Genomic DNA, 24,159 nt, shown 5'->3' with positions numbered 1-24,159 from the left:
CCGGGACCGACACGGGCCGTTGGTCCCGGCTCCGGCGGGCGCAATGCCCCTGCCTGCCCCGAACCCGTCGCGCGAGGGTGGATGAAGACGGCGTGCCCGCGACGCGCCGCACGAGGGTGGGGAGCGCACGGTGGCGAAGACCAGCGGACAGAACCAGACGCTGGAAGGCGCCGTCGGCGAGCCCGTCCCGGTCGGGCTCGACGCGCAGGAGGCCGCCGCCCGGCTGCGGGCGGACGGACCCAACACCGTGGCACCGCCACCACGCCGGCACCTGGCCGTACGGGTGCTGCGCCAGCTCACCGATCCCCTGGTGGCGCTGCTGCTCGCCGCCGCCGTGGTCACCACCGTGCTCGGCGACTACCCGGACACGGCCGTGATCGTGCTGGTCGTACTGGTGAACACGGTCATCGGGGTGGTGCAGGAGATCCGCGCGGACCGGGCCGTCGCCGCGCTGGGCCAGCTCGCCGCCCCCGCCGCCCGGGTGGTCCGCGACGGCCGGGACCTGGCCGTACCCGCCGCCGACCTGGTCCGCGGCGACCTGGTCCGCGTCGAGGCCGGCGACATCGTGCCGGCCGACCTGCTGCTGGTCGAGGCGAACCGGTTGCAACTGGATGAATCCGCGTTGAGCGGTGAGTCGGTGCCCGTCGGGCGGACCGCCGGCCAGGAGGCCCTCGCCGGGACGGTGGTCACCACCGGGCGTGCGGACGGCACGGTGCTCCGGACCGGACCGGCGAGCGCGCTGGGCCGGATCAGCACGCTGGTCGCGGGCACCCGGCCCACCGCCACGCCACTTCAGCGCCGGCTCTCCGCCCTGGGCCGCACACTCGGCCTGCTCGCGGTCGCGCTGTCGGGGCTGGTCTTCGCGATCGGCGTGATCGGCGGCCGACCGGTGGTCGACATGGCCATCACGGCGGTGAGCCTGGTCGTCGCGGCGGTACCCGAGTCACTGCCGGCGGTGGTGACCCTCGCGCTGGCGCTCGGCGCGCGCCGGATGGCGGTCGCGCACGCCATTCCGCGCCGGCTGCACGCGGTCGAGACGCTCGGTTCGGTGACCGTGATCGCCTCGGACAAGACCGGCACCCTCACCCAGGGCCGGATGGCCGTCCAGCGGGCCGTCACCACCGACGGGACGCGGTACGGGGTCACCGGCAGCGGGTACGCCCCGCACGGCGCCGTCCACCGCGACGGCGCGGCGGTGGCCGTACCCGAGGAGCTGGGCCGGCTGGCGCGGGCCGGGCTGCTCTGCAACGACGCCACCCTGTCACCCCCGGACGCCGAACGACCCGACTGGGGCGCCGTCGGCGACCCCCTCGAAGCGGCGCTCGTCGCCTTCGCGGCCCGGTGCGGTCTCGACCCGCAGGCCACCCGCGGTGCCTGGCCCCGGGTCGCCGAGCACCCCTTCGACCAGACCCAGCGCCGGATGGTGACGGTGCACCGCTCCTGCGACCAGCGCCACCTCGTGGTCTGCAAGGGCGCTCCGGAGAGCGTTCTCGGCGCGCCCCTGCTCGACGCCACCGACGACGAGATCGCCGCGCTGACCCGCACCGCGCACCGGCTCGCCGGGGAGGGACTGCGGGTGCTCGCCGTCGCCGCGGCCCTGGTGGACACCCCGCCGGACCCCGCCGCGCCGACCGGTCTGCGCCCGCTCGGGCTGGTCGCCGTCGGTGACCCGCTGCGCCCGGGCGCCCCCGAGATCGCCGAGAGTCTCGACACCGCCGGCGTACGGCTGCTGCTGATCACCGGAGACCACCCGGCCACCGCCGCCGCGATCGGCTCCCAGCTCGGGCTCTGGCGCGACGGCGACCCCCTCGCCCGCGGCGACGACGACGCGACGCCGCACCCGGACACCCGGGTGTACGCCAGGACCCAACCGGAACAGAAGCTCGACATCATCGCCGGCCTCCAGGCCCGCGGACACGTGGTCGCGATGACCGGCGACGGGGTCAACGACGCCCCGGCGCTGCGCCGCGCCGACATCGGGGTGGCGATGGGCGGCGGCACCGAGGTCGCCCGCCAGGCCGCCGACCTGGTCCTGGTCGACGACGACCTGTCGACCGTCGCCACCGCCATCGGCGAGGGACGGCGCATCTACGACAACATCCGCCGGTTCCTGCGGTACGCCCTCTCCGGTGGGGTGGCCGAGATTCTGGTGATGCTGGTCGGGCCGCTGTTCGGGCTTGCCGTGCCACTGCTGCCCGCCCAGATCCTCTGGGTGAACCTGCTGACGCACGGCGTACCCGGGGTGGCCCTCGGCGCCGAACCGGCCGAGCCGGGCACGCTGCGCCGGGCACCCCGCTCGCCCCAGGAGTCGGTGCTCGGCGCCGGACTCGGCAGGGACGTCCTGGTCACCGGTGCCCTCATCGCCGCCGTGGTGCTCGGCGCGGGAGTGGTCGCGGCCGGGAGGGACCTGCCCTGGCAGTCGGTGGTCTTCGTGGTGCTCGGCCTGGCCCAGCTCGGCGTCGCGCTGGCGGTCCGGGCGCCCCGGCCGGCCGGCGCGCGGCACGGAAACCCCGGCCTCCTCGTCGCGGTCGCCGTGTCGGCGCTGCTCCAGGTCGGCGGGGTGCTGATCGCCCCGCTGCGGGACCTGCTCGGCACCGACCCCCTGACACCGGGCGTGCTGCTGGCCTGCACGGTGGTGAGCGTCCTGCCCGCGCTGGTGCTGCGGCTGACCCGGCGCCGGCCGGCGACGCCGCCGGCGCGACGACCCGACGGTGACGACGGCCCGGCGCGGGACGGCGATGCCGCCCCGGAGTCGCGGAGCGAGGAGGCGGTGGGCGCCGCGTGACGGGACCAAAGACCCCCGGGTCCCCTACCCTCCGCCCCTGACCGTCCGGCCAGCTCCGCGGGGACGATGGAGGCGCAACGAAGGAGGACGGAAATGACCATCAGATCTGGTGCCCCCGTGGTGGTGGCGGTGGACGGCTCGACGTCGGCGCTGGAGGCGGTGCGTGTCGCCGCCCGGGAGGCCGTGACGCGGGGACGTCCGCTGCGGGTCGTGCACGCGTTCATCTGGGCGCTCTACGGCGTGTCCATGGAGCCGGCGCCCGGCGCCCCCACCGACTCCGGGTTCCGGCGCCAGGCCGAACAGCTGGTCGCGGACGCGGTGGCCGAGGCCGGCAAGGTCGCGCCGGATCTCGCCGTCACCAGCGCGGTCGTCGACGGTGCCCCCACGCCGGTGCTGCTGGCCGAGGCCCGGGACGCCGCGCTGCTGGTGCTCGGCAGCCGGGGCCTGGGCGGCTTCGGTGGGCTGCTGATCGGTTCGGTGGCGGTTCAGGTCTCCGCCCGCGCCGGCTGCCCCGTCCTCGTCGTCAAGGGTGAGGCCCGCGCCGACGGACCGGTGGTGGTCGGAGTCGACGGCTCGGCCCTGTCCACCGAGGCCCTGGGGTTCGCCTTCGAGGAAGCCTCACTGCGGGGCACCGGGCTGGTGGCCGTGCACGCCTGGATCATCCCGGTCGCGCCGTCCGACCTCCTGCCGATCGGATACGACGTGGACGCGCTCGTCGCCGAGGAGGAGCGGGAACTCGCCGAGGCGGTCGCCGGTTGGTCGCAGCGCTATCCCGACGTGCCGGTACGGCGACACGTCGCGTACGGCGCGCCGGCGCGGATGCTGGTGCAGGAGTCGGCCGCGGCGCAGCTCACCGTGGTCGGGGCACGCGGACGGGGCGCGCTGGCCGGCATGCTGCTCGGTTCGGTGAGCCACGCGGTGCTGCACCACGCGCACAGCCCGGTGGTGATCGTCCGCAACCGCGAGGATCGGCAGAGCTGACACCTCGTACGCCCACCGCGTCGGCACCCGTCCGACGCGGTGACGCGAACCGGCAAATGCCCGCGTCGCGCCGTGGGTGCGCCGACAATGGCCTGACCGACCCAGGGAGCAGCCGATGAACCGACCTGTCGTGGTGGGTGTGGACGGATCACCGTCCAGCCTCGTCGCCGCCGAGCACGCGGCCCGCGTCGCGCTGCTCCGGTCCCGCCCGTTGCGGCTGGTGCACGGCTACCTGCACCCGCTCGGCTACGGCGTGCCGCTCAACCCGTACGACCTCGGGGTGCCGGCGCCGTCCGAGGAGGCGCAGAAGATGCTGGAGCGTACGGCGGCGGACCTCACCGACCGGTGGCCCGGTCTCACCGTCGAGGTGCGCCAGGTCGCCGGCGGCCCCGGCGCCACGATGGTCGAGGAGTCCCGCCGGGCCGACCTCGTGGTCGTGGGCAGCCGTGGGCTGGGCGGGTTCGCCGGGCTGCTGCTCGGCTCGGTGGGCGCGCAGGTCGCCGCGCACGCGCACTGCCCGGTGCTGGTGGTCCGACCCGACGAGCAGCCGATCCCGCTGGACGCGCCGGTGCTCGTCGGCGTGGACGGGTCCGAGTCGTCCCGACTCGCCGTCGGCTACGGCGCGCAGGAGGCCGTGCTGCGCGACGTGCCGCTCGTGCTGACGCACGTCAGCCCGCCCCCGGACGGGGACCGCCCGGTGCCGGAGGAGATCGAGGAGTCGCAGGCCGCGTACCAGGCCGAGGCGGTGCGGTTGCTCGCCGACGCGTCCGCCGCCGTCCGGGCCGAGCATCCCGATCTGGTGGTGCGGGAGCATCCGGTCCGGGCGGCCGGCCCGGCCCAGGGGCTCGTCGAGGCCAGCGGAGCGGCGTCACTGCTGGTCGTCGGCACCCGGGGCCGGTCCGGATTCGCCGGGCTGCTGCTCGGCTCGGTCAGTCAGGCCGCGATCCAGCACGCGCACTGCCCGGTGCTGGTCGCCCACCCGGTCAGCTGACCGTGGTGTCGCCACCCCGGCCGAGCATCTGGAGGAAGTCGGTGGTGAGGGCGAACGGGTCGGCGGGGCCGCTCGCCGGCGGCCGACGCTCGACCTGATCGGCCAGTTCCCCGGCGGCACGCCGGATCCGACCACGCAACGCGCCGTCCGCGGTGCCGTCCGACCAGTCCTCAGGTGCGGCGAAGACCGCCGTGGGGACCACCACCGCCCGCAGGTAGCTGAACATCGGGCGGACGGCGTGCTCCAGGGCCAGCGAGTGTCGGGCGGTACCGCCGGTGGCGCCGATCAGCACCGGTCGGTCGACGAGCGAGCCCGCCTCCAACACGTCGAAGAAGGACTTGAACAGACCGTTGTACGAGGCGCTGAAGATCGGGGTGACGGCGATGATCCCGTCCGCCCCGGTCACCGCGCCGACGGCCTCGCGCAGCGCGGTCGGCGGGAACCCGGTGAGCATGTTGTTCACCACGTCGTGGGCGTACTCCCGCAGCTCCACGACGCGCAGCTCCACCTCGTGGCCGCGCCGGACCAGCTCGTCGCGGGTCGCCGCGGCGAGCTGGTCGGCGAGCAGCCGGGTCGACGAGGGCTGGCTCAGCCCCGCCGAGACCACGGCCAGGGTACGGCGGGTCATCGGGTCGCCCCCTCCGGCGCCTTGCCCGTCACGTCGTCGACGGCGTGCACGGTGCTGTCCTTGGCGCCACCGGCGGCGGCGACCAGCGAGGCGTGGGTCGGCGCCTGCGGCACGTGCGCCGGGCGCAGCGCCTCGAACTCCTTGCGCAGCACCGGAACGACCTCCTCGCCGAGCAGGTCGAGCTGCTCCAGCACCGTCTTCAGGGGCAGCCCCGCGTGGTCCATCAGGAACAGTTGGCGCTGGTAGTCACCGACGTACTCGCGGAACCCGAGCGTGCGGTCGATGACCTGCTGCGGGCTGCCCACGGTCAGCGGGGTCTCCCGGGTGAACTCCTCCAACGACGGCCCGTGCCCGTAGACCGGGGCGTTGTCGAAGTACGGCCGGAACTCCCGGACCGCGTCCTGCGAGTTGCGCCGCATGAACACCTGCCCGCCGAGACCGACGATGGCCTGGTCGGCGGTGCCGTGGCCGTAGTGCGCGTACCGCTGCCGGTAGAGGCCGACCATCCGCTGGGTGTGCTCCTTGGGCCAGAAGATGTGGTTGGCGAAGAAGCCGTCACCGTAGTACGCGGCCTGCTCGGCGATCTCCGGGCTGCGGATCGAGCCGTGCCAGACGAACGGCGGCACACCGTCGAGCGGGCGCGGCGTCGAGGTGAACGACTGCAGGGGCGTGCGGTACTTGCCCTTCCAGTCGACCACGTCCTCGCGCCACAGCCGGTGCAGCAGGTCGTAGTTCTCGATGGCGAGGGGGATGCCGGCGCGGATGTCCTTGCCGAACCACGGGTACACCGGCCCGGTGTTGCCGCGACCCATCATCAGGTCCACGCGGCCGTCGGACAGGTGCTGGAGCATCGCGTAGTCCTCGGCGATCTTCACCGGATCGTTGGTGGTGATCAGCGTGGTCGCGGTGGACAGCAGCAGCCGCTCGGTGCGCGCCGCGATGTGACCGAGCATCGTGGTCGGCGACGAGGGCACGAACGGCGGGTTGTGGTGCTCGCCCGCGGCGAAGACGTCCAGGCCGACCTCCTCGGCCTTGAGCGCGATGGCGACCATCGCCTTGATCCGCTCATGCTCGGTCGGCTCCCGACCGGTGGTCGGGTCGACCGTGACGTCGCCGACGGTGAAGACTCCGAACTGCATGACCAGCTCCTCGCGTGTCTACCGGGTCCCCTCTGGTACCCGGACGCAGCTCACAACTTATTTGACGACGCAACTATTCCGTGGGCGGCCTATCTCGGGGTGGCGCGGATCACGCCCGAAACGGACACCGTCCCTTCGAGCTCAGCCGCCGGCCACCGAGGGCAGCACCCGCACCTCGGCGTCCGCACCGACCGGCGTGGCCAGCCCGCCCGAGTGCCGACAGTCCTCACCGTCGACGTAGACGTTGACGTAGCGGCGCAGCTCGCCCCGCTCGTCCCGGAGCCGCCGGGCCAGTCGCGGATGCGCGACGGCCAGCTCGTCGAGGACCGCCCGCAGCGTGCCGGTGGCGGAGACGCTCACCCGACTGGCGCCGCCGGCCTCGCCGCGCAGCGGGCCGGGCAGCAGCACGGTGACCACGCTCAGACCGCCGCGGCGCGGACGCAGAGCACGTCGGGCAGGTGTGCGGCCACCAGCGACCAGGAGTCGCCCTCGTCGCGGCTCGCGTACACCTCACCGGAGCGGGTGCCGAAGTAGACCCCGGCCGGGGTGGCGTCGTCGGCGCACATCGCGTCGCGCAGCACCGCCGGATAGAACGGACCGTCGGGCAGGCCCACCGACAGCGACTCCCACTTCGCGCCGGCGTCGGTCGAACGGAACACCTGGCAGCGATGGTCGACGGGGAAGCGCTCGCTGTCGGCCACCAGCGGAAACGCCCACACCGTGCCGGGCCGCGAGGGGTGCGCCACCATTGGGAAGCCGAAGTCGCTGGGCAGCCCGTCCGCGATCGAGGACCAGGTGCGGCCGTCGTCGTCGGAGCGGTAGACGCCGTGGTGGTTCTGCGCGTACAGCCGCTCGGGGTTGCCGGAGTCGCGGGCGACCTTGTGCACGCACTGGCCGAACTCCGGCCACTCGTCGGGCAGGAAGTAGGCGCGGATGCCGGTGTTGCCGGGCGCCCAGCTCGCCCCCGCGTCCTGCGAGCGGTAGACGCCGCCGGTGGACATGGCGACCAGCACCCGGGCCGGGTCGCGCGGGTGCGGCAGCACGGTGTGCACCGCCTGGCCACCGAAACCGGCGTCCCACTGCGGACGGTGCGGATGATCCCAGAGGGAGCGGACCAGCTCGAAGCTGCGGCCACCGTCGGTGGACCGGAACAGCGCCGACGGCTCGGTGCCGGCCCAGACCACGTCCGGCTCGTCGGGGCCGGCCGGCGTCAACTGCCAGACCCGCCCGAGGGAGGCGCCGGTGTCGGCCGGGAACGCGACCGGGGCGTGGTCGGGCTCGTCCCAGGAGGCGCCGAGGTCGTCGCTGGTGGCGACGCTGGGGCCGAAGTGCGAGCTGGTCATTCCGGCGAGCAGGCGCGGGGTGGCGCGACGGGTGTCGACCGCGACCGCGTACACGCCGCTCATCGAGAAGTGCGGGCCGGTGATCTCCCAGCTGCGCCGGTCGTCGGCGCTGGTGGCGAGGAACAGACCCTTGGCCGTACCGATCGCGAGCAGTGTTGCCATGACGTCCTCCGAATCGTCGGTGAGCGGATCCGGGTGATTATGGCCACATCCCCCGACAGTTCGGAGGGTGTCAGCGCCGGACGCGGGGCACGTGCCTCCGGTACGCGCTGACCGTCGGGTCGCCGTCGAGCCAGAACCGCCACGGCAGGTCGTGCGCGCCCGTCACACCGACCCGCGGGCCGGCGACAACCGCCTCCGGTGGCACCGGCCGCGCCGGCGGGCGCAACCGGACCGGCCCGTCGCCCAACAGATACCGGCCGTACGCCGCACGGTCGATGCCCAGCGCCGCGCAGAGCCGGGCCGGGCCGCGGGCCAGGTCCACGTCCCGTCGGATGGCCGGCCGACGCTCCCGTGCCGCGCCCAGCCCGTCGACCACCTCGGCGGCGCGCAGCAGCACGGCGGAGGCCTCCCTCTCGACCCCGGTGACCACGTTCATGCACCAGTGCATGCCGTAGGTGAAGTAGACGTAGGCGTGTCCGGCGGGGCCGAACATCACCTCGTTGCGCGGGGTGCGGCCGCGGTGGGCGTGCGACGCGGGGTCTCCGGCCGTGCCGGCGTACGCCTCGACCTCGGTGATCCGGACGGTGACCCCGCCGGCGGACAGCCGACAGCCCAGCAGCCCGCGCGCCGCCGGCAGCAGAGGGCCGGCGAGCAGGTCCGCCAGCGCGGCCAGGTCGGCGTCGGTGGCGTGGTCACCGGGCGACAGGTCCATGTCCCGACGGTACCCATCCCGCCGCCCCGGCAGTCGGGCCGACCTCCTCGGTCGGACCGGACAGGGCTCGTGTCGCACATTTGTCATTCGGAGGTGCGGCGGAACCCGGGCGGTGGTCCAGGGGTGTGTGAGGCGTGTCGTCGCAGGAGGCGACGACCGCACCGAAGGGAAGTCACCATGACGGTACGGAACATGCGGCGGTCACTGATCGCCACCGGCCTCGTCGCGGCCGCCACGATCCTGGCCTTCACCCCGTCCGCCAGCGCGAGCGTCCCGCTGCGGGCCGCGGCGCAGGCCGACGGGGCGCTGACCGCGATCGCGCTCGGCACCACCGGCAAGCTCGACGCGAACGGCGCGGCGGTGTTCGTGCCGGTCACCCTGACCTGCTCGAGGGCCACCGAGTTCGACCTCACGGTCAAGGTCGCGCAGGCGGTGGGCGAGACGATGCGCGCGGGCACCACCGTTCGGCGGGTCACCTGCGCGGCGGCCACCCAGGAGGTGCGGATCGCGGTGATCCCGGTCGAGCGCCCGTTCGCACGGGGCGTCGCGTTCGGCGTGGTGAGCGCCAGCTCCTGCGACCCGACCTGCGCCACCCTCACCGACGAGCACCGGTTCGACCTGGCGCGTTGACGTGACGCCTGGCGGCGCGGCGCGCCGCGCCGCCAGGCTTCAACATTCTGTTGACAACGATGCGTTCATGGTGTGTGCTCGGGACATGACGACCGAGGACCTGTTCACCGCGCCCGATCCGGCCCGCGCCCGCGCCCGCCGCACCCATGAGGCGCTGCAACGGATCAGCGACCGGCATGCCGGCTCGGCAGCCCAGCGGGGGCGCTGGGCACACCCGTTCGTGCTCGACCCGTGGGAGGCCGTCGCCCTGGTCACCGCGCTGGCCGCCGGCGGGGCCGAGCGCGAGCCCACCGAGGAACCGGTCGACGCGGCCGACCTGACCGCCGCGCTGACCCTCCTGCCGTACGTCCGCGCCGAGCTGGACGCCCTGGAGGCGGGGCTGTTGACGCTGGCCCGCGACCGGGGGCTCACCTGGCAGACCATCGCCTACGGGCTGGGGCTGGGCAGCGCGCAGGCGGCACGGCAGCGCTACGAACGGGTCGCGGCACGCTCGGCCGAGCAGACCGCCTGATCCGGGCTCGGCGACCGGTCCGGCACGACACGCGCGCACCGACGGGCACGGCGGGCACACTGTGCACGACGAGGAGGCGCCCATGGAACGCGCGGAGATGCTGGCGTACTGCCTGGCCAAGCCGGGAGCATGGCTGGACCGGCCGTGGGAGAACGACGAGGTGGTGAAGGTCGGCAGCCGGATCTTCGCGTTCCTCGGCAACGGCGACGGACGACCCACGGTCGGCATCAAGTGCGGCGCGACCCGCGAGATCGCCGACGAGTGGCTGCACCGCCACCCCGGCGACGCCCGCCCGATGGCCTACATCGGCCGGTCCGGGTGGAACACGCTGAGCCTCGACGGCGGCATCGACCCCGACGAGCTGACCGAGGCGGTCGACGCGTCGTACGACATGGTGGTGGCCAAGCTCCCCAGGCGGGAGCGTCCGACGGCCTGAACCGACCGTGGCGCCGGCGACACGCGCCGGCGCCACGGCGAGATCAGCGGGGTACGACCCGCTCGGTTGCCCACTCCCGCCAGCCGACGAGACGGTCCGCGGCGTCGGCGAGCTGGTCGGCGACCGGGCCGGGGCCGGTCGAGCCGGGCGTGGTGCGGGCCGCCAGGGCCGACCGCACCGAGAGCACGTCGCGCACCGACGGGTCGAGGTGCTCGCTGACCGCGGCCAGGTCCTCGTCGGAGACGTCCTCCAACTCACACTCCCGGGCCGCGCACAACGCCACCAACCGGCCGGTGATCTCGTGCGCGTCGCGGAACGGCACGTTGCGCCGGACCAGCCAGTCGGCGACCTCGGTGGCGAGCGAGAAGCCCACCGGCGCGGCGGCGACGAGACGGTCCACCCGGACCGTCATCGTGGAGATCATGCCCGCCAGGGCCGGCAGCAGCAGCTCCAGCGTGTCGACCGCGTCGAACGCCGGCTCCTTGTCCTCCTGCATGTCCCGGTCGTACGTCATCGGCAGACCCTTGAGCATGGTCAGCACCGTCATCAGGCCACCGACGAGCCGACCGGACTTGCCCCGGGCCAGCTCGGCGATGTCCGCGTTCTTCTTCTGCGGCATGATCGACGAGCCGGTGGCGAACGCGTCGTCCAGCTCCACCCAACCGAACTCGTGCGACGTCCAGAGCACCACCTCCTCGCCGAGGCGGGACAGGTGCACGCCGATCAGGGCGGTGGTGAAGAGGAACTCGGCGACGAAGTCCCGGTCGGCGACGGCGTCCATCGAGTTGGCGAACGACGTCCGGAAACCCAGCTCCTTGGCCACGGCCACCGGGTCCAGCGGGAGCCCGGAACCGGCCAGGGCGCCCGCGCCGAGCGGGCTGATCGCCGCCCGGTGGTCCCAGTCACGCAGCCGTTCCAGATCCCGCAGCAGCGGCTGCACGTGGGCGAGCAGCCAGTGCCCGAAGGTGACCGGCTGGGCGTGCTGCAGGTGCGTCATGCCGGGCGCGGCGGTGTCCACGTGCCGCTCGGCCTGCTCGACCAGCGCCTCGGCCAGCTCGACCAGGCGACTGGCCACCCCCCGGGCGTGGTCGCGCAGGTAGAGCCGCAGGTCCGTGGCGACCTGGTCGTTGCGGGAACGGCCGGCACGCAGCTTGCCGCCGAGGCTGCCGAGCCGCTCCAGCAACCCCCGCTCCAGCGCGGTGTGAACGTCCTCGTCGTCGATGGTGGGGCGGAACGCGCCGGAGGCGCAGGCGGCCTCCAGGTCGTCCAGGGCCGCCAGGATCCGGCCCAGTTCCTCCGGATCGAGCAGGCCGGCCCCGGCCAGGACCCGGGCGTGCGCCCGCGACCCCGCGATGTCGTACGGGGCCAGGCGCCAGTCGAACTGCACGCTCACCGACAGGCGGGCGAGCGCCTCGGCGGGGCCGCCGGCGAACCGGCCACCCCACAGGCTCGTCCGGTTCGTGCCGGCGCTGTTCTCGGTGAGGCTCTTGTCGTCCACGCCGCCCATTGTGGGGGTCACCGTCCGCCCCCGCCCAGCCGGGCGTCCCGTGCGGCGGCCATCCCACTCGGCAGGCCCCACAGTCGCACGAAGCCCTTCGCCAGGGACTGGTCGAAGGTGTCGCCGGTGTCGTAGGTGGCCATGCCGAAGTCGTACAGGCTCGCCTCGGAGCGCCGACCGGTGACGGTGGCGCGTCCGCCGTGCAGGGTTATCCGTACCTCACCGCTGACGTGCCGCTGCGCGTCGTCGATGAACGCGTCGAGCGACTCCTTCAGCGGTGAGAACCACAGGCCGTCGTACACCAGCTCACCCCAGCGCTGGTCCACGCCGCGCTTGAACCGGGCCAGGTCGCGCTCCACGGTCACCGCCTCCAGCTCCTGGTGGGCGGTGATCAGCGCGATCGCGCCGGGCGCCTCGTACACCTCGCGGCTCTTGATGCCGACGAGGCGGTCCTCGACCATGTCGAGCCGGCCGACGCCCTGCGCGCCCGCGCGCCGGTTCAGCTCCAGGATCGCCTGGTACGGGGTGACGGTCTCGCCGTCGATCGCCACCGGCACGCCGCCGTCGAAGGTGATCACGACCTCGTCGGCGTCGCGTTCCTGCCCCGGGTCGGCGGTGTACGAGTACAGGTCCTCGATCGGGGCGTTCCAGATGTCCTCCAGGAAGCCCGTCTCCACCGCGCGACCCCACAGGTTCTGGTCGATGGAGTACGGGGACTTCGCCGACACGTCGATCGGCAGGCCCTTCTCCTCGGCGAAGGCGATCGCCTTGTCCCGCGTCCAGGCGAAGTCCCGGGCCGGCGCGATGATCTTCAGGTCGGGGGCGAGGGCGTTCAGGCCCACCTCGAACCGGACCTGGTCGTTGCCCTTGCCGGTGCAGCCGTGCGACACGATCGTGCCGCCGTGCGTGCGCGCCGCAGCCACCAGGTGCTTGACGATCAGCGGCCGGGACAGCGCCGACACCAGCGGATAGCGGTCCATGTAGAGGGCGTTGGCCCGGATCGCCGGTAGGCAGTAGTCGGCGGCGAACTCGTCGCGCGCGTCGACGACCTCGGACTCGGCGGCGCCGCAGTCCAGGGCGCGCTGCCGGATCGCGTCGAGGTCCTCGCCGCCCTGACCGACGTCGACCGCCACCGCGATCACCTCGGCGCCGGTCTGCTCGGCCAGGTAGGGAATGGCCACGGAGGTGTCCAACCCCCCGGAGTACGCCAGGACGACCCGCTCGGTCATGGTGTGCTGTTCCCTTCGAGATTGTCGTCCCGGCGTGCCCAGCCGGCGAGCTTGTCGCCGAGCGCGGCACCGCCGACGGACTCGCGGGCCACCACGAGGATGGTGTCGTCGCCGGCGATGGTGCCGACCACCTCGGGTAGTCCCGCCCGGTCCAACGCGCTGGCCAGGTACTGGGCTGCGCCCGGCGGGGTACGCAGTACGGCGATGTTGCCGCTGGAGTCGACGCCGTTGAGCAGTTCGCGCAGCAGCCGCACCAGACGGGCCGGTGCGGCCTCGGCGTCGCGCAGCGGCCGGTGGCCGTCCTCGGGGATGAGGTAGACGGCCGGGCCGTCGCCGCCGCGTACCTTGACCGCGCCCAACTCCTCCAGGTCCCGCGAGAGGGTGGCCTGGGTGACACCGACGCCGTCGGCGGCGAGCAGGTCGGCCAGCTCGGTCTGCGACCTTACGGACCGGTCCCGGATCAGCTCCACGATCCGGGCGTGCCGGGCGGCGCGGGTCCACGGGGCGGTCATCGCGTCGTCCCGGTGACGGAGAGCAGGAACGTCAGCAGCGCCTTCTGTGCGTGCAGCCGGTTCTCCGCCTGGTCGAAGACCGCGCTCTGCGGCCCGTCGAGCACCTCGTCGGTGATCTCCTCACCCCGGTGCGCGGGCAGGCAGTGCAGCACGATCGCGTCCGGCGCGGCCTGACCGAGCAGCTCCTTGTTGACCTGGTACGGCAGGAACGGCGTGACGCGGTCCAGACCGTCGGCCTCCTGCCCCATCGACGTCCACGTGTCGGTGGCGAGCACGTCGGCGTCGCGGACCGCCTGGACCGGGTCGGTGAGCACCCGTACCGATCCGCCGGTGTCGGCGGCGATCCGGGCCGCCCGCTCCACCACGGCCTGGCCCGGTGCGAACCCGGCCGGCCCGGCGACCCGGACGTGCATCCCGGCGGTCGCCCCGGCCAGCAGGTACGACTGCGCCATGTTGTTCGCGCCGTCACCGACGTACGTCAGGGTGCGGCCGGCCGTACCGCCGCACCGCTCCCGGACGGTGAGCAGGTCGGCCAGCAGCTGACAGGGGTGGAAGCCGTCGGTGAGCGCGTTGACCACCGGCACGCTCGCACCCTGCGCCACCTCGGCGATCCGGTCGTCGCCGTGCGTACGCAGCACGATCGCCGCCACGTAGCGGGACAGCACCCGTCCGGCGTCCGCGAGGGTCTCCCCCCGGCCGAAGTGGGTGACCTGGGTGTCCACGACCAGCGGGTGACCGCCCAGCTCGGCGATCCCGGCGTCGAACGAGATCCGGGTGCGCAGGCTCTGCTTGTCGAACAGCACCGCCACCGAGCGGGGCCCGGCCAGCGGCTGGTGGCCGAACCGGTCGGCCTTCATCCGCGCCGCCAGGTCGAGCACGCTCGACTGCTCGGCGGGCGAGAGGTCGTCGTCGCGCAGGAAGTGCCGGATCATGCGATCGTCCCCGTCGTGGTCGGCTGCGTGGAGTGTGCGGGTGCCGTGCCGGCCTTAGCCGGGGTCGGGTGGGCGCTCGTGCCGGCGGCGGCCGGGGCCGTCGCGTCCAGTGCGGCGGGGAGCGCGGCGAGGAAGGCGTCCACCTGGGCGACGGTGAGGATCAACGGCGGGGCGAGCCGGAGCACACCCGGCTGCACCGGGTTGACCAGGAAGCCGGCCGCGCGCAGCGCCTCGGCCAGAACCGTCGCCACCGGCGCGGTGAGCGTCACGCCGAGCAGCAGCCCGGCACCGCGTACGCCGCCGATCAGTGGGTGTCCCAGTGCCTCGACGCCCCGGCGCAGCCGCTCGCCGACGCGCTTGACGTGGTCGAGCAGCCCTTCGTGGGCGATGGTCGCCACCACGGCGAGCGCCGCGGCGCAGCTGACCGGGTTGCCGCCGAAGGTGGTGCCGTGCGAGCCGGGGGTGAGCAGGTCGGCGGCCCGGCCGAAGGCGAGCGTGGCGCCGATCGGCAGCCCACCGCCCAGGCCCTTGGCCAGCGTGACCACGTCCGGCTCCACGCCCTCGGCCTGGTGCGCGAACCAGTGCCCGGTCCGGCCGATGCCGGTCTGCACCTCGTCGAGCACCAGCAGCGCGCCGTGCCGGGCGGTGATCCGCCGCGCCTCGGCGAGGTAACCCGCAGGCGGGACGACCACACCGTTCTCGCCCTGGATCGGCTCCAGGATGACCATGGCGGTCGCGTCGGTGACGGCCGCCTCCAGCGCGGCGACGTCGCCGTACGCGACGTGGGTCACCTCGCCCGGCAACGGCCGGAACGGGTCGGCCTTGGCGGGCTGGCCGGTCAGCGCGAGGGCGCCCATCGTGCGGCCGTGGAAGCCGCCCACGGTGGCGACGACGTGGCTGCGCCCGGTACGCCGGGACAGCTTGAACGCCGCCTCGTTCGCCTCCGCGCCGGAGTTGGCGAAGAAGACCCGGCCGGGCCGGCCGGCGAGGGCCAGCAGCAGCTCGGCCAGGGCGACCGGCGGCTCGGCGATGTAGAGGTTGGAGACGTGCCCGAGCGTGGCGACCTGCTTCGACACGGCGGCCACCACGGCCGGGTGGGCGTGGCCGAGGGAGTTCACGGCGATGCCGCCCACCAGATCCAGGTATTCCCGGCCGGCGTCGTCGACCACGACGGCGCCGGAACCGGACACCAGCGCCAGCGGTGGCGTGCCGTAGTTGTCCATCATGGACTGACCCCAGCGCTGCGTCAGGGCGCTCATGACCCGATCACCATCGTTCCGAACCCTTCCGAAGTGAACACCTCGAGCAATGTGGAGTGCGCCACCCGACCGTCGACGACGTGCGCGGCGGGCACTCCCCCGCGCACCGCCCGTAGGCAGGCCTCCATCTTGGGCACCATCCCCGACTCGAGGCTGGGCAGCAGCTTCGCCAGGTCGTCCGCGGTGATCTCGGAGACCAGGCTGGTGGTGTCCGGCCAGTCGGCGTACAGACCGGGCACGTCGGTGAGCACGACGAGTTTGCGGGCCCGCAACGCGATCGCCAGAGCGGCGGCCGCGGTGTCCGCGTTGAGGTTGTGCAACACCCCGTCGACGTCCGGCGCGACCGTGGAGATCACCGGGATCCGGCCGGCGTCGATCAGGTCGGTCACCGCCGACACGTCGACCGACTCGACGTCGCCGACCTGGCCGACGTCCACGGGTTGCCCGTCCACGTACGCCGGCCGGCGCACAGCGGTGAACAGGCGGGCGTCCTCGCCGGAGAGGCCGACGGCGAACGGACCATGCGAGTTGATCAGCCCGACCAGCTCCCGGCCCACCTGCCCGACCAGCACCATCCGGACCACGTCCATCGCCTCCGCCGTGGTCACCCGCAGACCGCCCCGGAACTCGCTGGCGATCCCGAGCCGGCCCAGCATGGCCGAGATCTGCGGACCGCCGCCGTGCACCACGACCGGCTTCAGGCCCGCGTAGCGCAGGAAGACCATGTCGGCGGCGAACGCCCGCTGCAACGCCGGGTCGGTCATGGCGTTGCCGCCGTACTTCACCACCACGGTCGAGCCGGAGAACCGCGCCAGCCAGGGCAGGGCCTCGATCAGCGTCTCCGCCTTGATCTGCGCGCGGGTGAGATCACCGCTGAGGCTCATGTCGAGTACGCCGAGTTCTCGTGCACGTACGCGTGGGACAGGTCGTTGGTCCAGATCGTCGCGGCGGACGTTCCGGCGTGCAGGTCGATGCGGATGGTCACGTCCCGCCCGGTCAGGTCGGCCTTCGAACGGTCCTCGGCGGCGGCACCGCCCCGGCACAGCCACACGCCGTTGACCGCCACGTCCACCTCGTCCGGCTCGAAGGCGGCGGCCGTGGTGCCGACCGAGGCGAGGATCCGGCCCCAGTTCGGGTCGTTGCCGAACAGCGCGGTCTTGACCAGGTTGCTGCGGGCCACCGACCGACCCACCTCGACCGCGTCGTCCTCGCTCGCCGCGCCCACCACATCGATGGCGACCTGCTTGGTGGCGCCCTCCGCGTCGGCGATGAGCTGCTGGGCCAGGTCGTGGCAGGCCGCGGTGACCGCGGCGGCCAACTCGGCCGGCGTCGGCTCGATGCCACTCGCGCCACTGGACAGCAGCAGCACGGTGTCGTTCGTCGACATGCAGCCGTCCGAGTCGACCCGGTCGAAGGTGACCCGGGTGGCGGCGCGCAGCGCCTCGTCCAGCGTGGCCGGCCCCGCCACCGCGTCGGTGGTGAGCACGCAGAGCATGGTGGCCATCCCCGGCGCGAGCATGCCGGAGCCCTTGGCCATCCCGCCGACCGTCCACCCGCTGCCCCGGGCCACAGTGGTCTTCGGCCGGGTGTCGGTGGTCATGATGGCCTCGGCGGCCGCCTGGCCGCCGTCGCGGGACAGCGCCCGGATCGCCGCGCGGACCCCGGGCAGCAGCTTCGGCATCGGCAGCCGCTCACCGATCAGACCGGTGGAGCAGACCGCCACCTCACCGGCGCCGAGGATCAGCCGCGGACTGACCGAGGTCAGCGCGGCGGCGGCGTGTTCGGCGGTGGCGTGCGTGTCCTGGAAGCCGGCCGGGCCGGTGCAGGCGTTGGCGCCACCGGAGTTGAGCACCACCGCGCGCACCACGCCACCCTGCACGACCTGCTGGCTCCACAGCACCGGCGCGGCCCGGACCCGGTTCGTGGTGAAGACACCGGCGACACCGGCGTCCGGGCCGTCGTTGACCACGAGCGCGACGTCCGCGCCACCGCTGGCCTTCAACCCGGCGGCCACCCCGGCCGCCCGGAACCCCCGAGGGGTGGTGACGCTCACGGTATTTCCCTATCGTTCGCGACTGCGGGGCTCCGCTGCGCTGCACTCCTCGCGCTCACGGGCTGACTCCCCAGATGGACAGGCCCGTCGTCTCCGGCAGGCCGAGCATGAGATTGGCGTTCTGCACGGCCTGACCGGCCGCGCCCTTGCCCAGGTTGTCCAGGGCACTGAGCACGATCAGCCGACCCGAGTCGACGTCGACGGTCGCCTGGAGGTGACACGAGTTCGAACCCAACGTGGCAGCCGTGTGCGGCCAACGGCCCTCCGCCAACACGTGCACGAACGGCGCGTCGGCGTACGCCTGCGCCAGCACTTCCTGAGGATCGACGCCACGCGCCGGCGTCGCGGTCACCGTGGCCAGGATGCCGCGCGGCATCGGCGCCAGGACCGGGGTGAACGACAGGCCAGTCGCCCCGGACGCCTGCTTGATCTCCGGTACGTGCTGGTGGGTGCCGACCCGGTACGGCGACAGGTCACCCATCACCTCGCTGGCCAGCAGGTGCGGCTTCGCCGCCCGCCCGGCGCCGGAGGTGCCGGAGGCGGCGACCACCACCACGTCGGCCGGGTCGGCCGCGCCGTCGGCGATCAGCGGCGCCAGCGCCAGGGTGATCGCCGCGGCGTAGCAACCGGTGTTCGCCACCCGGGTGGAGCCGGCGATCAGCTCCCGCTGGCCGGGCAGCTCGGGCAGACCATAGGTCCACTGCCCGGCGTGGGTCCCGCCGTAGTACTGCGCCCAGGCGTACGGATCGGCGAGGCGGTGGTCGGCACCCAGGTCGACGACGCGTACCTGGGCCGGAAGCTGCGCCGCGAGGGCCGCCGACTCGCCGTGCGGCAGAGCCAGGAAGACCAGGTCGGCGTCGGCGAGGGTCGATGGGTCGGTCTCCCCGAACACCAGATCCAGGCCGGTGAGCTGCGGGTGCACCACGTCGACGCGGTGCCCGGCCTGGCTGTGCGCGGTGGCGGCGACCAGGTTGAACTCCGGATGCCCGGCAACCAGGCGCAGCAGCTCACCCCCGGCGTAGCCGCTCGCACCGGCAACCGCGACTCGGATCCCCATACTCACCTCCGCATGACTATGCAGAGGACATTAGCAGCGACGATCATTTGGTTGCAAGTTAATACAGTAGTCTGCATGTAAATGGAGAGGCGTGATTCGGATCGCGCCGGGCCGGTCCCGCGTCGGGCGAATCCCGACGCGGGACAGATCAGGTCAGGCGCCGCGCAGGGTCGCTCCGACGCGTTCCGCCGCGACGGCCACCGCCGCGTCCCGGGCCGCCACGGCCTCCTCGACGGTCAGTGTCCGGTCCGGCGCCCGGAAGGTCAGCTTGTACGCCAGCGACCGGCGACCGTCGCCCAGCTGCGCGCCGGAGTACACGTCGAACAGCCGCACGTCCTCCAGCAGCTCACCGGCGCCCGCCTCCAGCGCCCGGCGTACCTGCTCGGCCGGCACCGAGTCGTCCACCACCAGGGCCACGTCGATCAGGGCGGGCGGGAAGCCGGACACCGTCGGGGCGGGCGTCACCGGGGTCGGCGGCAGCGCGTCGAGGTCCAGCTCCATGGCGCAGGTGCGCCGGGGCAGTTCCAGCGCCGCCACCACCGTGGGGTGCAGCTCACCGGCGTGCCCGACGACCGTGTCGTCGACCCGCAGTTCCGCGCAGCGGCCGGGGTGCCACGGCGCGTACTCGGCGGCACGCACCTCGACCCGCTCGTCGGGGATCCCGGCGGCGGCCAGCACGTCCCGGGCCGCCTCGATGGCATCGGCCCAGCCGGCCGGTCGACCCGCACCCCACCAGCCGGCCGGGTCCAGGTCGCCGGCGAGGACCACCGCGACGTGCACCGGCTGCGCCGGCACCACCGCGTCGGCGGCGGCGAACTCCGCGTCGGTGGGACGCCGGTCCACGCCCATGGCGGGCGGACTGCCGGCACCGGGGCGCGGGTGGAAGACCGCGCCGATCTCGTAGAGGGCGAGGTCACGGTGACCCCGGCCGAGGTTGCGCTTGAGGATGCCGAGCAGCGGGCCGAGCAGCGTGGTGCGCAGCAGCGGCTCCTCCTCGGACAGCGGGTTGGCCAGGCGCACCGCGGGTCGGCGGCTGTCGTCGGCCGGCAGACCGAGCTGGTCGGCCAGCTCCGGCGACACGAACGGGTGCGCGAGCACCTCGACGTACCCCCGCTCGGCGAGCGACCCGGCGACGGCCCGGCGGCGACGCTGCCGGGGGGTCAGGCCGCGACCGGGGGGCGCGGTCGGCAGCACCGACGGCACCCGGTCGTACCCGTCGAGGCGCACGACCTCCTCGACCAGGTCGGCCGGGTCGGTCAGGTCGGGTCGCCAGCTCGGCGGGGTGACGCTCAGCGCCACCCCCGCGCCGCTGGCCACGCCGACCGCGCCCGGGTCCTCGGACAACCGGTCCGCGCCCTGCGCGACGGTGCAGCCGACCCGCTCCAGCAGGGCCACGACCCGCGCGGGCGGGTACTCGACACCGACCCGCCGGCTGGGCAGGTCCGCCGGCAGGGTGATCGGGGTACGCGGGCGGACGTGGTCGATGTCCAGGATCTCGGCGCCCGGGGTGCCGCCGCCGTGCTCGGTGAGCAGCCCGACGGCCCGTTCCAGCGCGACAAGCGCGACGGCCGGGTCGACGCCCCGCTCCCAGCGCTTCGCGGCCTCGCTGAACAGCTTGTGCCGGCGGGCGGTCCGCCCGACCATCGCCGGGTCCCAGTGCGCCGCCTCGAAGAGCACGGTGGTGGTGTCGGCGACGACCTCGCTGGTCTCACCACCCATCACCGCCGCGAGGGAGATCGGGCCGGTGTCGTCACAGATGACCATGTCGTCGGCGGTGAGCACCCGGTTGACCCCGTCGAGGGTGGTCAGCTTCTCCCCCGCCTCGGCGCGGCGGACCACGAGCGGCCCGACGATCCGGTCGGCGTCGAACGCGTGCATCGGCTGGCCCAGCTCCAGCATCACGTAGTTGGTGATGTCCACCGGCAGCGAGATGCTGCGGATGCCCGCGGTGACGAGCCGCTTGGCCATCCACGCCGGGGTGGGCGCGGTCGGGTCGACGCCGCGGACCAGGCGGGCCGTGAACCTGTCGCAGCCGACCGGGTCACGGACCTCCACCGGGTACGCGGGCGTCTCGGTGCCGCGCGGGGCCGGTGCCAGGGCCGGGTCGCGCAGCGGCACGTCGAACGCGTGCGACAGCTCCCGGGCCAGGCCGCGCAGGCTCAGCGCGTACCCCCGGTCCGGGGTGATCTCCAGCTCGAGCACGACGTCGTCGAGGCCCACGACGGGCCGCGCGTCGTCGCCCGGCTTGGCCGCCACGTCCGACGGCAGGACGATGATGCCGGAGTGGTCGTCGCCCAGGCCCAGCTCCTTCGCCGAGCAGATCATGCCCGCCGAGTTGTGCCCGTACGTCTTGCGGGCGCCGATGGCGAACCCGCCGGGCAGCACACCACCGGGCAGGATCACCACCACCCGGTCACCGACCGCGAAGTTGCGCGCCCCGCACACGATCTCCTGCGGCTCGCCGGTGCCGTTGGCGGCGCCCACATCCACCCGGCAGAACCGGATCGGCTTCTTGAAGCCGGTCAGCTCCTCGATCTCGCGGACCTCGCCGACGACGAGCTGACCGGTGACCGACCCGGCCAGGTCCACCACGGACTCGACCTCGATGCCGAGGTCGACCAGGGCCTGCTCCAGGTCGCCGGTGGGCAGGTCGGCGGGGAGGTCGACGTACTCCCGCAGCCAACTGACAGAAACTCGCATGACTTCAGACCACCGTTCCCGTGTCTCGTACCCGCATCGCCCTACGCCCCGGTCCCGAGCGCCCGGCTGAACCGCACGTCACCCTCGAAGAGGTGGCGGATGTCGCTGACCCCGTGCCGGACCATCAGGGTCCGGTCGATGCCCATGCCGAAGGCGAATCCGGAGTAGACCTCCGGGTCGACGCCGCAGGCGCGCAGCACCCGCGGGTTGACCATTCCGCAGCCACCCCACTCGACCCACTGCGGACCGTCGCGGTGCTCCGGGAACCAGACGTCGAACTCCGCCGACGGCTCGGTGAACGGGAAGTAGTGCGGCCGCCACCGGGTCTTCGCCTCCGGGCCGAACATCGCCCGGGCGAAGTGATCGAGCGTGCCCCGCAGGTGCGCCATCGTGATGCCCTTGTCCACGACGAGACCCTCAGCCTGGTGGAACACCGGGCTGTGCGTGGCGTCGATCTCGTCGGTGCGGTAGACGCGGCCGGGCACGATCACGTAGATCGGCGGCTTACGGCTGAGCATGGTGCGGGTCTGCACGGTCGACGTGTGCGTCCGCAGCACCAGACCGGAACCCTCCGGCGCGATGTGGAAGGTGTCCATCAGACCGCGCGCCGGATGGTCGGCGGGGATGTTCAACGCGTCGAAGTTGACCCACTCCAGGTCGACCTCGGGCCCCTCGGCCACCTCGTAGCCCATCCCGACGAACAGGTCGCTGATCGACTCCATCAGGGTGCTCAGTGGATGCCGGGCACCGCGCGGACGCCTGGCGTACGGCAGGGTGACGTCCACCCGCTCCTCCACCAGCACCCGCTCGGCCTGCTCGCGCTCCACCACCTCGGCGCGCTCGGCGTACGCGGACTCGATCGCCCGGCGGGCCTCGTTGACCCGCTTTCCGGCGTCGGACTTCGCGGCCGGCGGCAACGCGCCGATCTCCCGGCGCGCGAGGGAGACCGGTGACCGGTCCCCCAGGTGCACCGAGCGCAGCGCGGTCAACGCGTCCGGGTCGGCGGCGGCCTCGAACGCCTTCGTGGCGTCCGCGACGGCCTCGGCCAGGGCGGCGGGGTCGAGCAGGGCGACCTGCTTCGGGTCGTACGGATCGTTGCGGTAGCTCATGGCGTACGGGCACTCCCTCACGGCGGCGCCAGCCCTCACCGGGGCGGCTAAGCGAGTCTACGGACGCGCGGCTGTGCCGCAGCCCGCCGGTAGGAGTCGTGCAGGGAGCAGGTCAGGCCCGCCGCCCGCCGACACCGGCGGGCTGGCTAAACGAACGCCGTGGCGCGTTCATGGACGGACGCTCTCCCCTGCTGTCAGTCGCGCCGGGCATGCCTCAGCGCTGTGCTCTCGCTGAAGCGTACAGGCACACCGCCGCTGCGGCAGCCAGGTTGAGGCTCTCCGCGCGCCCGTACAGAGGCACCCGCACCCGGGCGTCGGCGGCGGCTGTCAACTCCTCGGGCAGGCCGTGCGCCTCCGAACCGAACAGCCAGGCGGTGGGCCCGACGAGCCGTCCGTAGTCGGTGAGGTCGTCCAGGTCGCTGTCGCCGTACCCCGTCGTCGCGAAGATCGACAGCCCGGCGGCGCGCAGCGCGCCGACCACCGCGACCGGGTCGGGCGCGCGGACCACGTCGACGTGGAAGAGGCTGCCGGCGGACGCGCGGACACACTTGCCGTTGTACGGGTCGACGGCGTCGCCGGCGAAGACCACCGCACCCGCCCCGGCCGCGTCGGCGGTGCGCAGCACCGTGCCGGCGTTACCCGGGTCGCGGATCTCGGCGAGCACCGCCACCAGCCGGGGCGCACCCGCGAGGGCCTGCTCCAACGACACGTCGAGGTGCCGGCAGACGGCGACCAGCCCCTGCGGGGCGACGGTCTCGGCCAGCGCGGCGAGGGCGTCGTCGGTCACCTCGGAGACGGGCACGTCGGCGCGGGCAGCCGTGGCGGCCAGCTCCGGATACCGGTCCAGCGCGGTGGGCGTACCGAACAACTCGGTGACCACCCCCGGCCGCGCCAGGGCCTCGCGGACCGCCTGCGGGCCCTCGGCCAGGAACCGGCCGGTGGCGTCGCGGTCCCGGCGGCGTTGCAGCCGGCGGGCGGCGACAACCCTCGGGGTACGCGGGGTGAAGGCCATGGTGTGCGCTCCTCCGGCACGATCGAGGCGCCCCCCGGACGGTGGTGCCGACACGGGAGACGCCTCGCTCTGGTGCGTGGGGATCAGGCGGCCTGAGCCGCCGCGCCGCCGGTGCCCTCGGCCGTGACCGCGGCCCGGGCCAGCTCGACGATCGCCGCGAACGAGGCGGCGTCGTTGACAGCCATGTCGGCCAGGATCTTGCGGTCGACCTCGATGCCGGCCAGACGCAGGCCCTGGATCAGGCGGTTGTAGGTCATCCCGTTCGCACGGGCGCCCGCGTTGATCCGCTGGATCCACAGCTGCCGGAAGTCGCCCTTGCGGTCGCGACGGTCCCGGTAGGCGTACTGCATCGAGTGCAGCACCTGCTCCTTGGCCTTGCGGTACAGCCGGGAGCGCTGACCGCGGTAACCGCTCGCGGTCTCCAGCAGGGTACGACGCTTCTTCTGGGCGTTCACAGCCCGCTTGACGCGTGCCATCTCA

At 73.7% G+C, this 24,159-nt stretch carries 23 protein-coding genes; 6 read left to right on the top strand and 17 right to left on the bottom strand.

Going from position 1 to position 24,159, the window contains the following annotated elements; all coding sequences use genetic code 11:
- Positions 1–130 precede the first annotated feature (130 nt).
- From ABZS77_RS28345 to ABZS77_RS28335, 3 genes are all read left to right on the top strand, one after another.
- Positions 131–2,785: a cation-transporting P-type ATPase gene (locus ABZS77_RS28345; RefSeq protein WP_354829052.1), complete on the top strand. Its 2,655-nt coding sequence runs from the start codon at positions 131–133 to the stop codon at positions 2,783–2,785.
- A gap of 93 nt (positions 2,786–2,878) precedes the next feature.
- Positions 2,879–3,766: a universal stress protein gene (locus tag ABZS77_RS28340; RefSeq protein WP_354829049.1), complete on the top strand. Its 888-nt coding sequence runs from the start codon at positions 2,879–2,881 to the stop codon at positions 3,764–3,766.
- A 115-nt stretch (positions 3,767–3,881) separates the two neighbouring features.
- Positions 3,882–4,757 carry a universal stress protein gene (locus ABZS77_RS28335; protein ID WP_354829047.1) on the top strand — a complete coding sequence of 292 codons (876 nt, stop codon included), beginning with the start codon at positions 3,882–3,884 and terminating at the stop codon, positions 4,755–4,757.
- On the opposite strand, the gene ABZS77_RS28330 is transcribed toward ABZS77_RS28335, so the two are convergent.
- The 5 genes from ABZS77_RS28330 to ABZS77_RS28310 form a co-directional block, all read right to left on the bottom strand.
- A complete protein-coding gene (locus tag ABZS77_RS28330) occupies positions 4,750–5,385 on the bottom strand; it encodes an FMN reductase (protein WP_354829044.1) in 636 nt (211 codons plus the stop codon). The genes ABZS77_RS28335 and ABZS77_RS28330 overlap by 8 nt on opposite strands.
- The gene (locus tag ABZS77_RS28325) at positions 5,382–6,524 is read right to left on the bottom strand and encodes an LLM class flavin-dependent oxidoreductase (RefSeq protein WP_354829041.1); all 1,143 of its coding nucleotides are present in this window, start codon (positions 6,522–6,524) and stop codon (positions 5,382–5,384) included. The genes ABZS77_RS28330 and ABZS77_RS28325 overlap by 4 nt, the downstream gene beginning before the upstream one ends.
- A gap of 141 nt (positions 6,525–6,665) precedes the next feature.
- On the bottom strand, positions 6,666–6,941 hold the full coding sequence (locus tag ABZS77_RS28320) for a ubiquitin-like small modifier protein 1 (protein ID WP_354829039.1): 276 nt from the start codon (positions 6,939–6,941) through the stop codon (positions 6,666–6,668).
- Between the two features lie 2 nt (positions 6,942–6,943).
- Complete coding sequence (locus ABZS77_RS28315) at positions 6,944–8,029, bottom strand: exo-alpha-sialidase (RefSeq protein ID WP_354829036.1); 1,086 nt, start codon at positions 8,027–8,029, stop codon at positions 6,944–6,946.
- A 70-nt stretch (positions 8,030–8,099) separates the two neighbouring features.
- Entirely contained in the window at positions 8,100–8,741 is a 642-nt protein-coding gene (locus tag ABZS77_RS28310) for a DNA-3-methyladenine glycosylase (RefSeq protein WP_354829033.1), read from the bottom strand.
- Between the two features lie 177 nt (positions 8,742–8,918).
- Here ABZS77_RS28310 and ABZS77_RS28305 point away from each other — a divergent pair, with 177 nt between their 5' ends.
- The 3 genes from ABZS77_RS28305 to ABZS77_RS28295 all read left to right on the top strand — a co-directional run bounded on the left by ABZS77_RS28305 (position 8,919) and on the right by ABZS77_RS28295 (position 10,318).
- Positions 8,919–9,371, top strand: coding sequence for a hypothetical protein (locus ABZS77_RS28305; RefSeq protein WP_354829031.1), 453 nt, complete (start codon positions 8,919–8,921; stop codon positions 9,369–9,371).
- A gap of 85 nt (positions 9,372–9,456) precedes the next feature.
- Positions 9,457–9,882 carry a DNA-binding protein gene (locus tag ABZS77_RS28300; protein WP_354829028.1) on the top strand — a complete coding sequence of 142 codons (426 nt, stop codon included), beginning with the start codon at positions 9,457–9,459 and terminating at the stop codon, positions 9,880–9,882.
- 82 nt (positions 9,883–9,964) lie between these two features.
- Positions 9,965–10,318: an MmcQ/YjbR family DNA-binding protein gene (locus ABZS77_RS28295; RefSeq protein ID WP_354829025.1), complete on the top strand. Its 354-nt coding sequence runs from the start codon at positions 9,965–9,967 to the stop codon at positions 10,316–10,318.
- A 43-nt stretch (positions 10,319–10,361) separates the two neighbouring features.
- Here ABZS77_RS28295 and argH read toward each other — a convergent pair whose 3' ends face one another.
- From argH to rplT, 12 genes are all read right to left on the bottom strand, one after another.
- Positions 10,362–11,825, bottom strand: coding sequence for an argininosuccinate lyase (gene argH, locus ABZS77_RS28290; RefSeq protein WP_354829074.1), 1,464 nt, complete (start codon positions 11,823–11,825; stop codon positions 10,362–10,364).
- Positions 11,826–11,833: 8 nt separating this feature from the next.
- Positions 11,834–13,045, bottom strand: a complete 1,212-nt coding sequence (locus ABZS77_RS28285; protein WP_354829023.1) for an argininosuccinate synthase — start codon at positions 13,043–13,045, stop codon at positions 11,834–11,836.
- The gene (locus tag ABZS77_RS28280; protein ID WP_354829021.1) at positions 13,042–13,557 is read right to left on the bottom strand and encodes an arginine repressor; all 516 of its coding nucleotides are present in this window, start codon (positions 13,555–13,557) and stop codon (positions 13,042–13,044) included. Before ABZS77_RS28280 ends, ABZS77_RS28285 begins: the two co-directional genes overlap by 4 nt.
- Positions 13,554–14,489, bottom strand: coding sequence for an ornithine carbamoyltransferase (gene argF, locus ABZS77_RS28275; protein WP_354829019.1), 936 nt, complete (start codon positions 14,487–14,489; stop codon positions 13,554–13,556). The genes ABZS77_RS28280 and argF overlap by 4 nt, the downstream gene beginning before the upstream one ends.
- Entirely contained in the window at positions 14,486–15,748 is a 1,263-nt protein-coding gene (locus tag ABZS77_RS28270) for an acetylornithine transaminase (RefSeq protein ID WP_354829016.1), read from the bottom strand. The genes argF and ABZS77_RS28270 overlap by 4 nt, the downstream gene beginning before the upstream one ends.
- On the bottom strand, positions 15,745–16,632 hold the full coding sequence (gene argB / locus ABZS77_RS28265) for an acetylglutamate kinase (RefSeq protein ID WP_354829013.1): 888 nt from the start codon (positions 16,630–16,632) through the stop codon (positions 15,745–15,747). Before argB ends, ABZS77_RS28270 begins: the two co-directional genes overlap by 4 nt.
- Positions 16,629–17,801 carry a bifunctional glutamate N-acetyltransferase/amino-acid acetyltransferase ArgJ gene (gene argJ / locus ABZS77_RS28260; protein ID WP_354829010.1) on the bottom strand — a complete coding sequence of 391 codons (1,173 nt, stop codon included), beginning with the start codon at positions 17,799–17,801 and terminating at the stop codon, positions 16,629–16,631. The genes argB and argJ overlap by 4 nt, the downstream gene beginning before the upstream one ends.
- Before the next feature lie 55 nt (positions 17,802–17,856).
- Positions 17,857–18,858, bottom strand: coding sequence for an N-acetyl-gamma-glutamyl-phosphate reductase (argC, locus tag ABZS77_RS28255; protein WP_354829007.1), 1,002 nt, complete (start codon positions 18,856–18,858; stop codon positions 17,857–17,859).
- A 153-nt stretch (positions 18,859–19,011) separates the two neighbouring features.
- A complete protein-coding gene (pheT, locus tag ABZS77_RS28250; protein WP_354829004.1) occupies positions 19,012–21,558 on the bottom strand; it encodes a phenylalanine--tRNA ligase subunit beta in 2,547 nt (848 codons plus the stop codon).
- 41 nt (positions 21,559–21,599) lie between these two features.
- A complete protein-coding gene (gene pheS / locus ABZS77_RS28245) occupies positions 21,600–22,667 on the bottom strand; it encodes a phenylalanine--tRNA ligase subunit alpha (RefSeq protein WP_354829002.1) in 1,068 nt (355 codons plus the stop codon).
- Between the two features lie 214 nt (positions 22,668–22,881).
- Entirely contained in the window at positions 22,882–23,733 is an 852-nt protein-coding gene (locus ABZS77_RS28240) for an RNA methyltransferase (RefSeq protein ID WP_354828999.1), read from the bottom strand.
- Between the two features lie 29 nt (positions 23,734–23,762).
- On the bottom strand, positions 23,763–24,155 hold the full coding sequence (gene rplT, locus ABZS77_RS28235) for a 50S ribosomal protein L20 (protein ID WP_007458417.1): 393 nt from the start codon (positions 24,153–24,155) through the stop codon (positions 23,763–23,765).
- Between the last annotated feature and the right edge of the window lie 4 nt (positions 24,156–24,159).

The organism is Micromonospora sp. NPDC005298, from assembly GCF_040607375.1.
GTDB lineage: Bacteria > Actinomycetota > Actinomycetes > Mycobacteriales > Micromonosporaceae > Micromonospora.
The sequence above is the reverse complement of the archived record's forward strand: the minus strand, read 5'-3'. Positions and strand labels throughout refer to the sequence as shown.

Bases quoted from the DNA above. Each gene is read 5' to 3' on its own strand.
- ABZS77_RS28325 (WP_354829041.1), bottom strand. From the start codon at position 6,524: ATGCAGTTCGGAGTCTTCACCGTCGGCGACGTCACGGTCGACCCGACC.
- ABZS77_RS28315 (WP_354829036.1), bottom strand. From the start codon at position 8,029: ATGGCAACACTGCTCGCGATCGGTACGGCCAAGGGTCTGTTCCTCGCC.
- argF (WP_354829019.1), bottom strand. From the start codon at position 14,489: ATGATCCGGCACTTCCTGCGCGACGACGACCTCTCGCCCGCCGAGCAG.
- ABZS77_RS28305 (WP_354829031.1), top strand. From the start codon at position 8,919: ATGACGGTACGGAACATGCGGCGGTCACTGATCGCCACCGGCCTCGTC.
- ABZS77_RS28335 (WP_354829047.1), top strand. From the start codon at position 3,882: ATGAACCGACCTGTCGTGGTGGGTGTGGACGGATCACCGTCCAGCCTC.
- pheT (WP_354829004.1), bottom strand. From the start codon at position 21,558: ATGCGAGTTTCTGTCAGTTGGCTGCGGGAGTACGTCGACCTCCCCGCC.
- rplT (WP_007458417.1), bottom strand. From the start codon at position 24,155: ATGGCACGCGTCAAGCGGGCTGTGAACGCCCAGAAGAAGCGTCGTACC.
- ABZS77_RS28340 (WP_354829049.1), top strand. From the start codon at position 2,879: ATGACCATCAGATCTGGTGCCCCCGTGGTGGTGGCGGTGGACGGCTCG.
- ABZS77_RS28280 (WP_354829021.1), bottom strand. From the start codon at position 13,557: ATGACCGCCCCGTGGACCCGCGCCGCCCGGCACGCCCGGATCGTGGAG.
- pheS (WP_354829002.1), bottom strand. From the start codon at position 22,667: ATGAGCTACCGCAACGATCCGTACGACCCGAAGCAGGTCGCCCTGCTC.
- argC (WP_354829007.1), bottom strand. From the start codon at position 18,858: ATGGGGATCCGAGTCGCGGTTGCCGGTGCGAGCGGCTACGCCGGGGGT.
- ABZS77_RS28330 (WP_354829044.1), bottom strand. From the start codon at position 5,385: ATGACCCGCCGTACCCTGGCCGTGGTCTCGGCGGGGCTGAGCCAGCCC.
- argH (WP_354829074.1), bottom strand. From the start codon at position 11,825: ATGGGCGGCGTGGACGACAAGAGCCTCACCGAGAACAGCGCCGGCACG.
- ABZS77_RS28310 (WP_354829033.1), bottom strand. From the start codon at position 8,741: ATGGACCTGTCGCCCGGTGACCACGCCACCGACGCCGACCTGGCCGCG.
- ABZS77_RS28270 (WP_354829016.1), bottom strand. From the start codon at position 15,748: ATGAGCGCCCTGACGCAGCGCTGGGGTCAGTCCATGATGGACAACTAC.
- ABZS77_RS28285 (WP_354829023.1), bottom strand. From the start codon at position 13,045: ATGACCGAGCGGGTCGTCCTGGCGTACTCCGGGGGGTTGGACACCTCC.
- ABZS77_RS28300 (WP_354829028.1), top strand. From the start codon at position 9,457: ATGACGACCGAGGACCTGTTCACCGCGCCCGATCCGGCCCGCGCCCGC.
- argB (WP_354829013.1), bottom strand. From the start codon at position 16,632: ATGAGCCTCAGCGGTGATCTCACCCGCGCGCAGATCAAGGCGGAGACG.
- ABZS77_RS28295 (WP_354829025.1), top strand. From the start codon at position 9,965: ATGGAACGCGCGGAGATGCTGGCGTACTGCCTGGCCAAGCCGGGAGCA.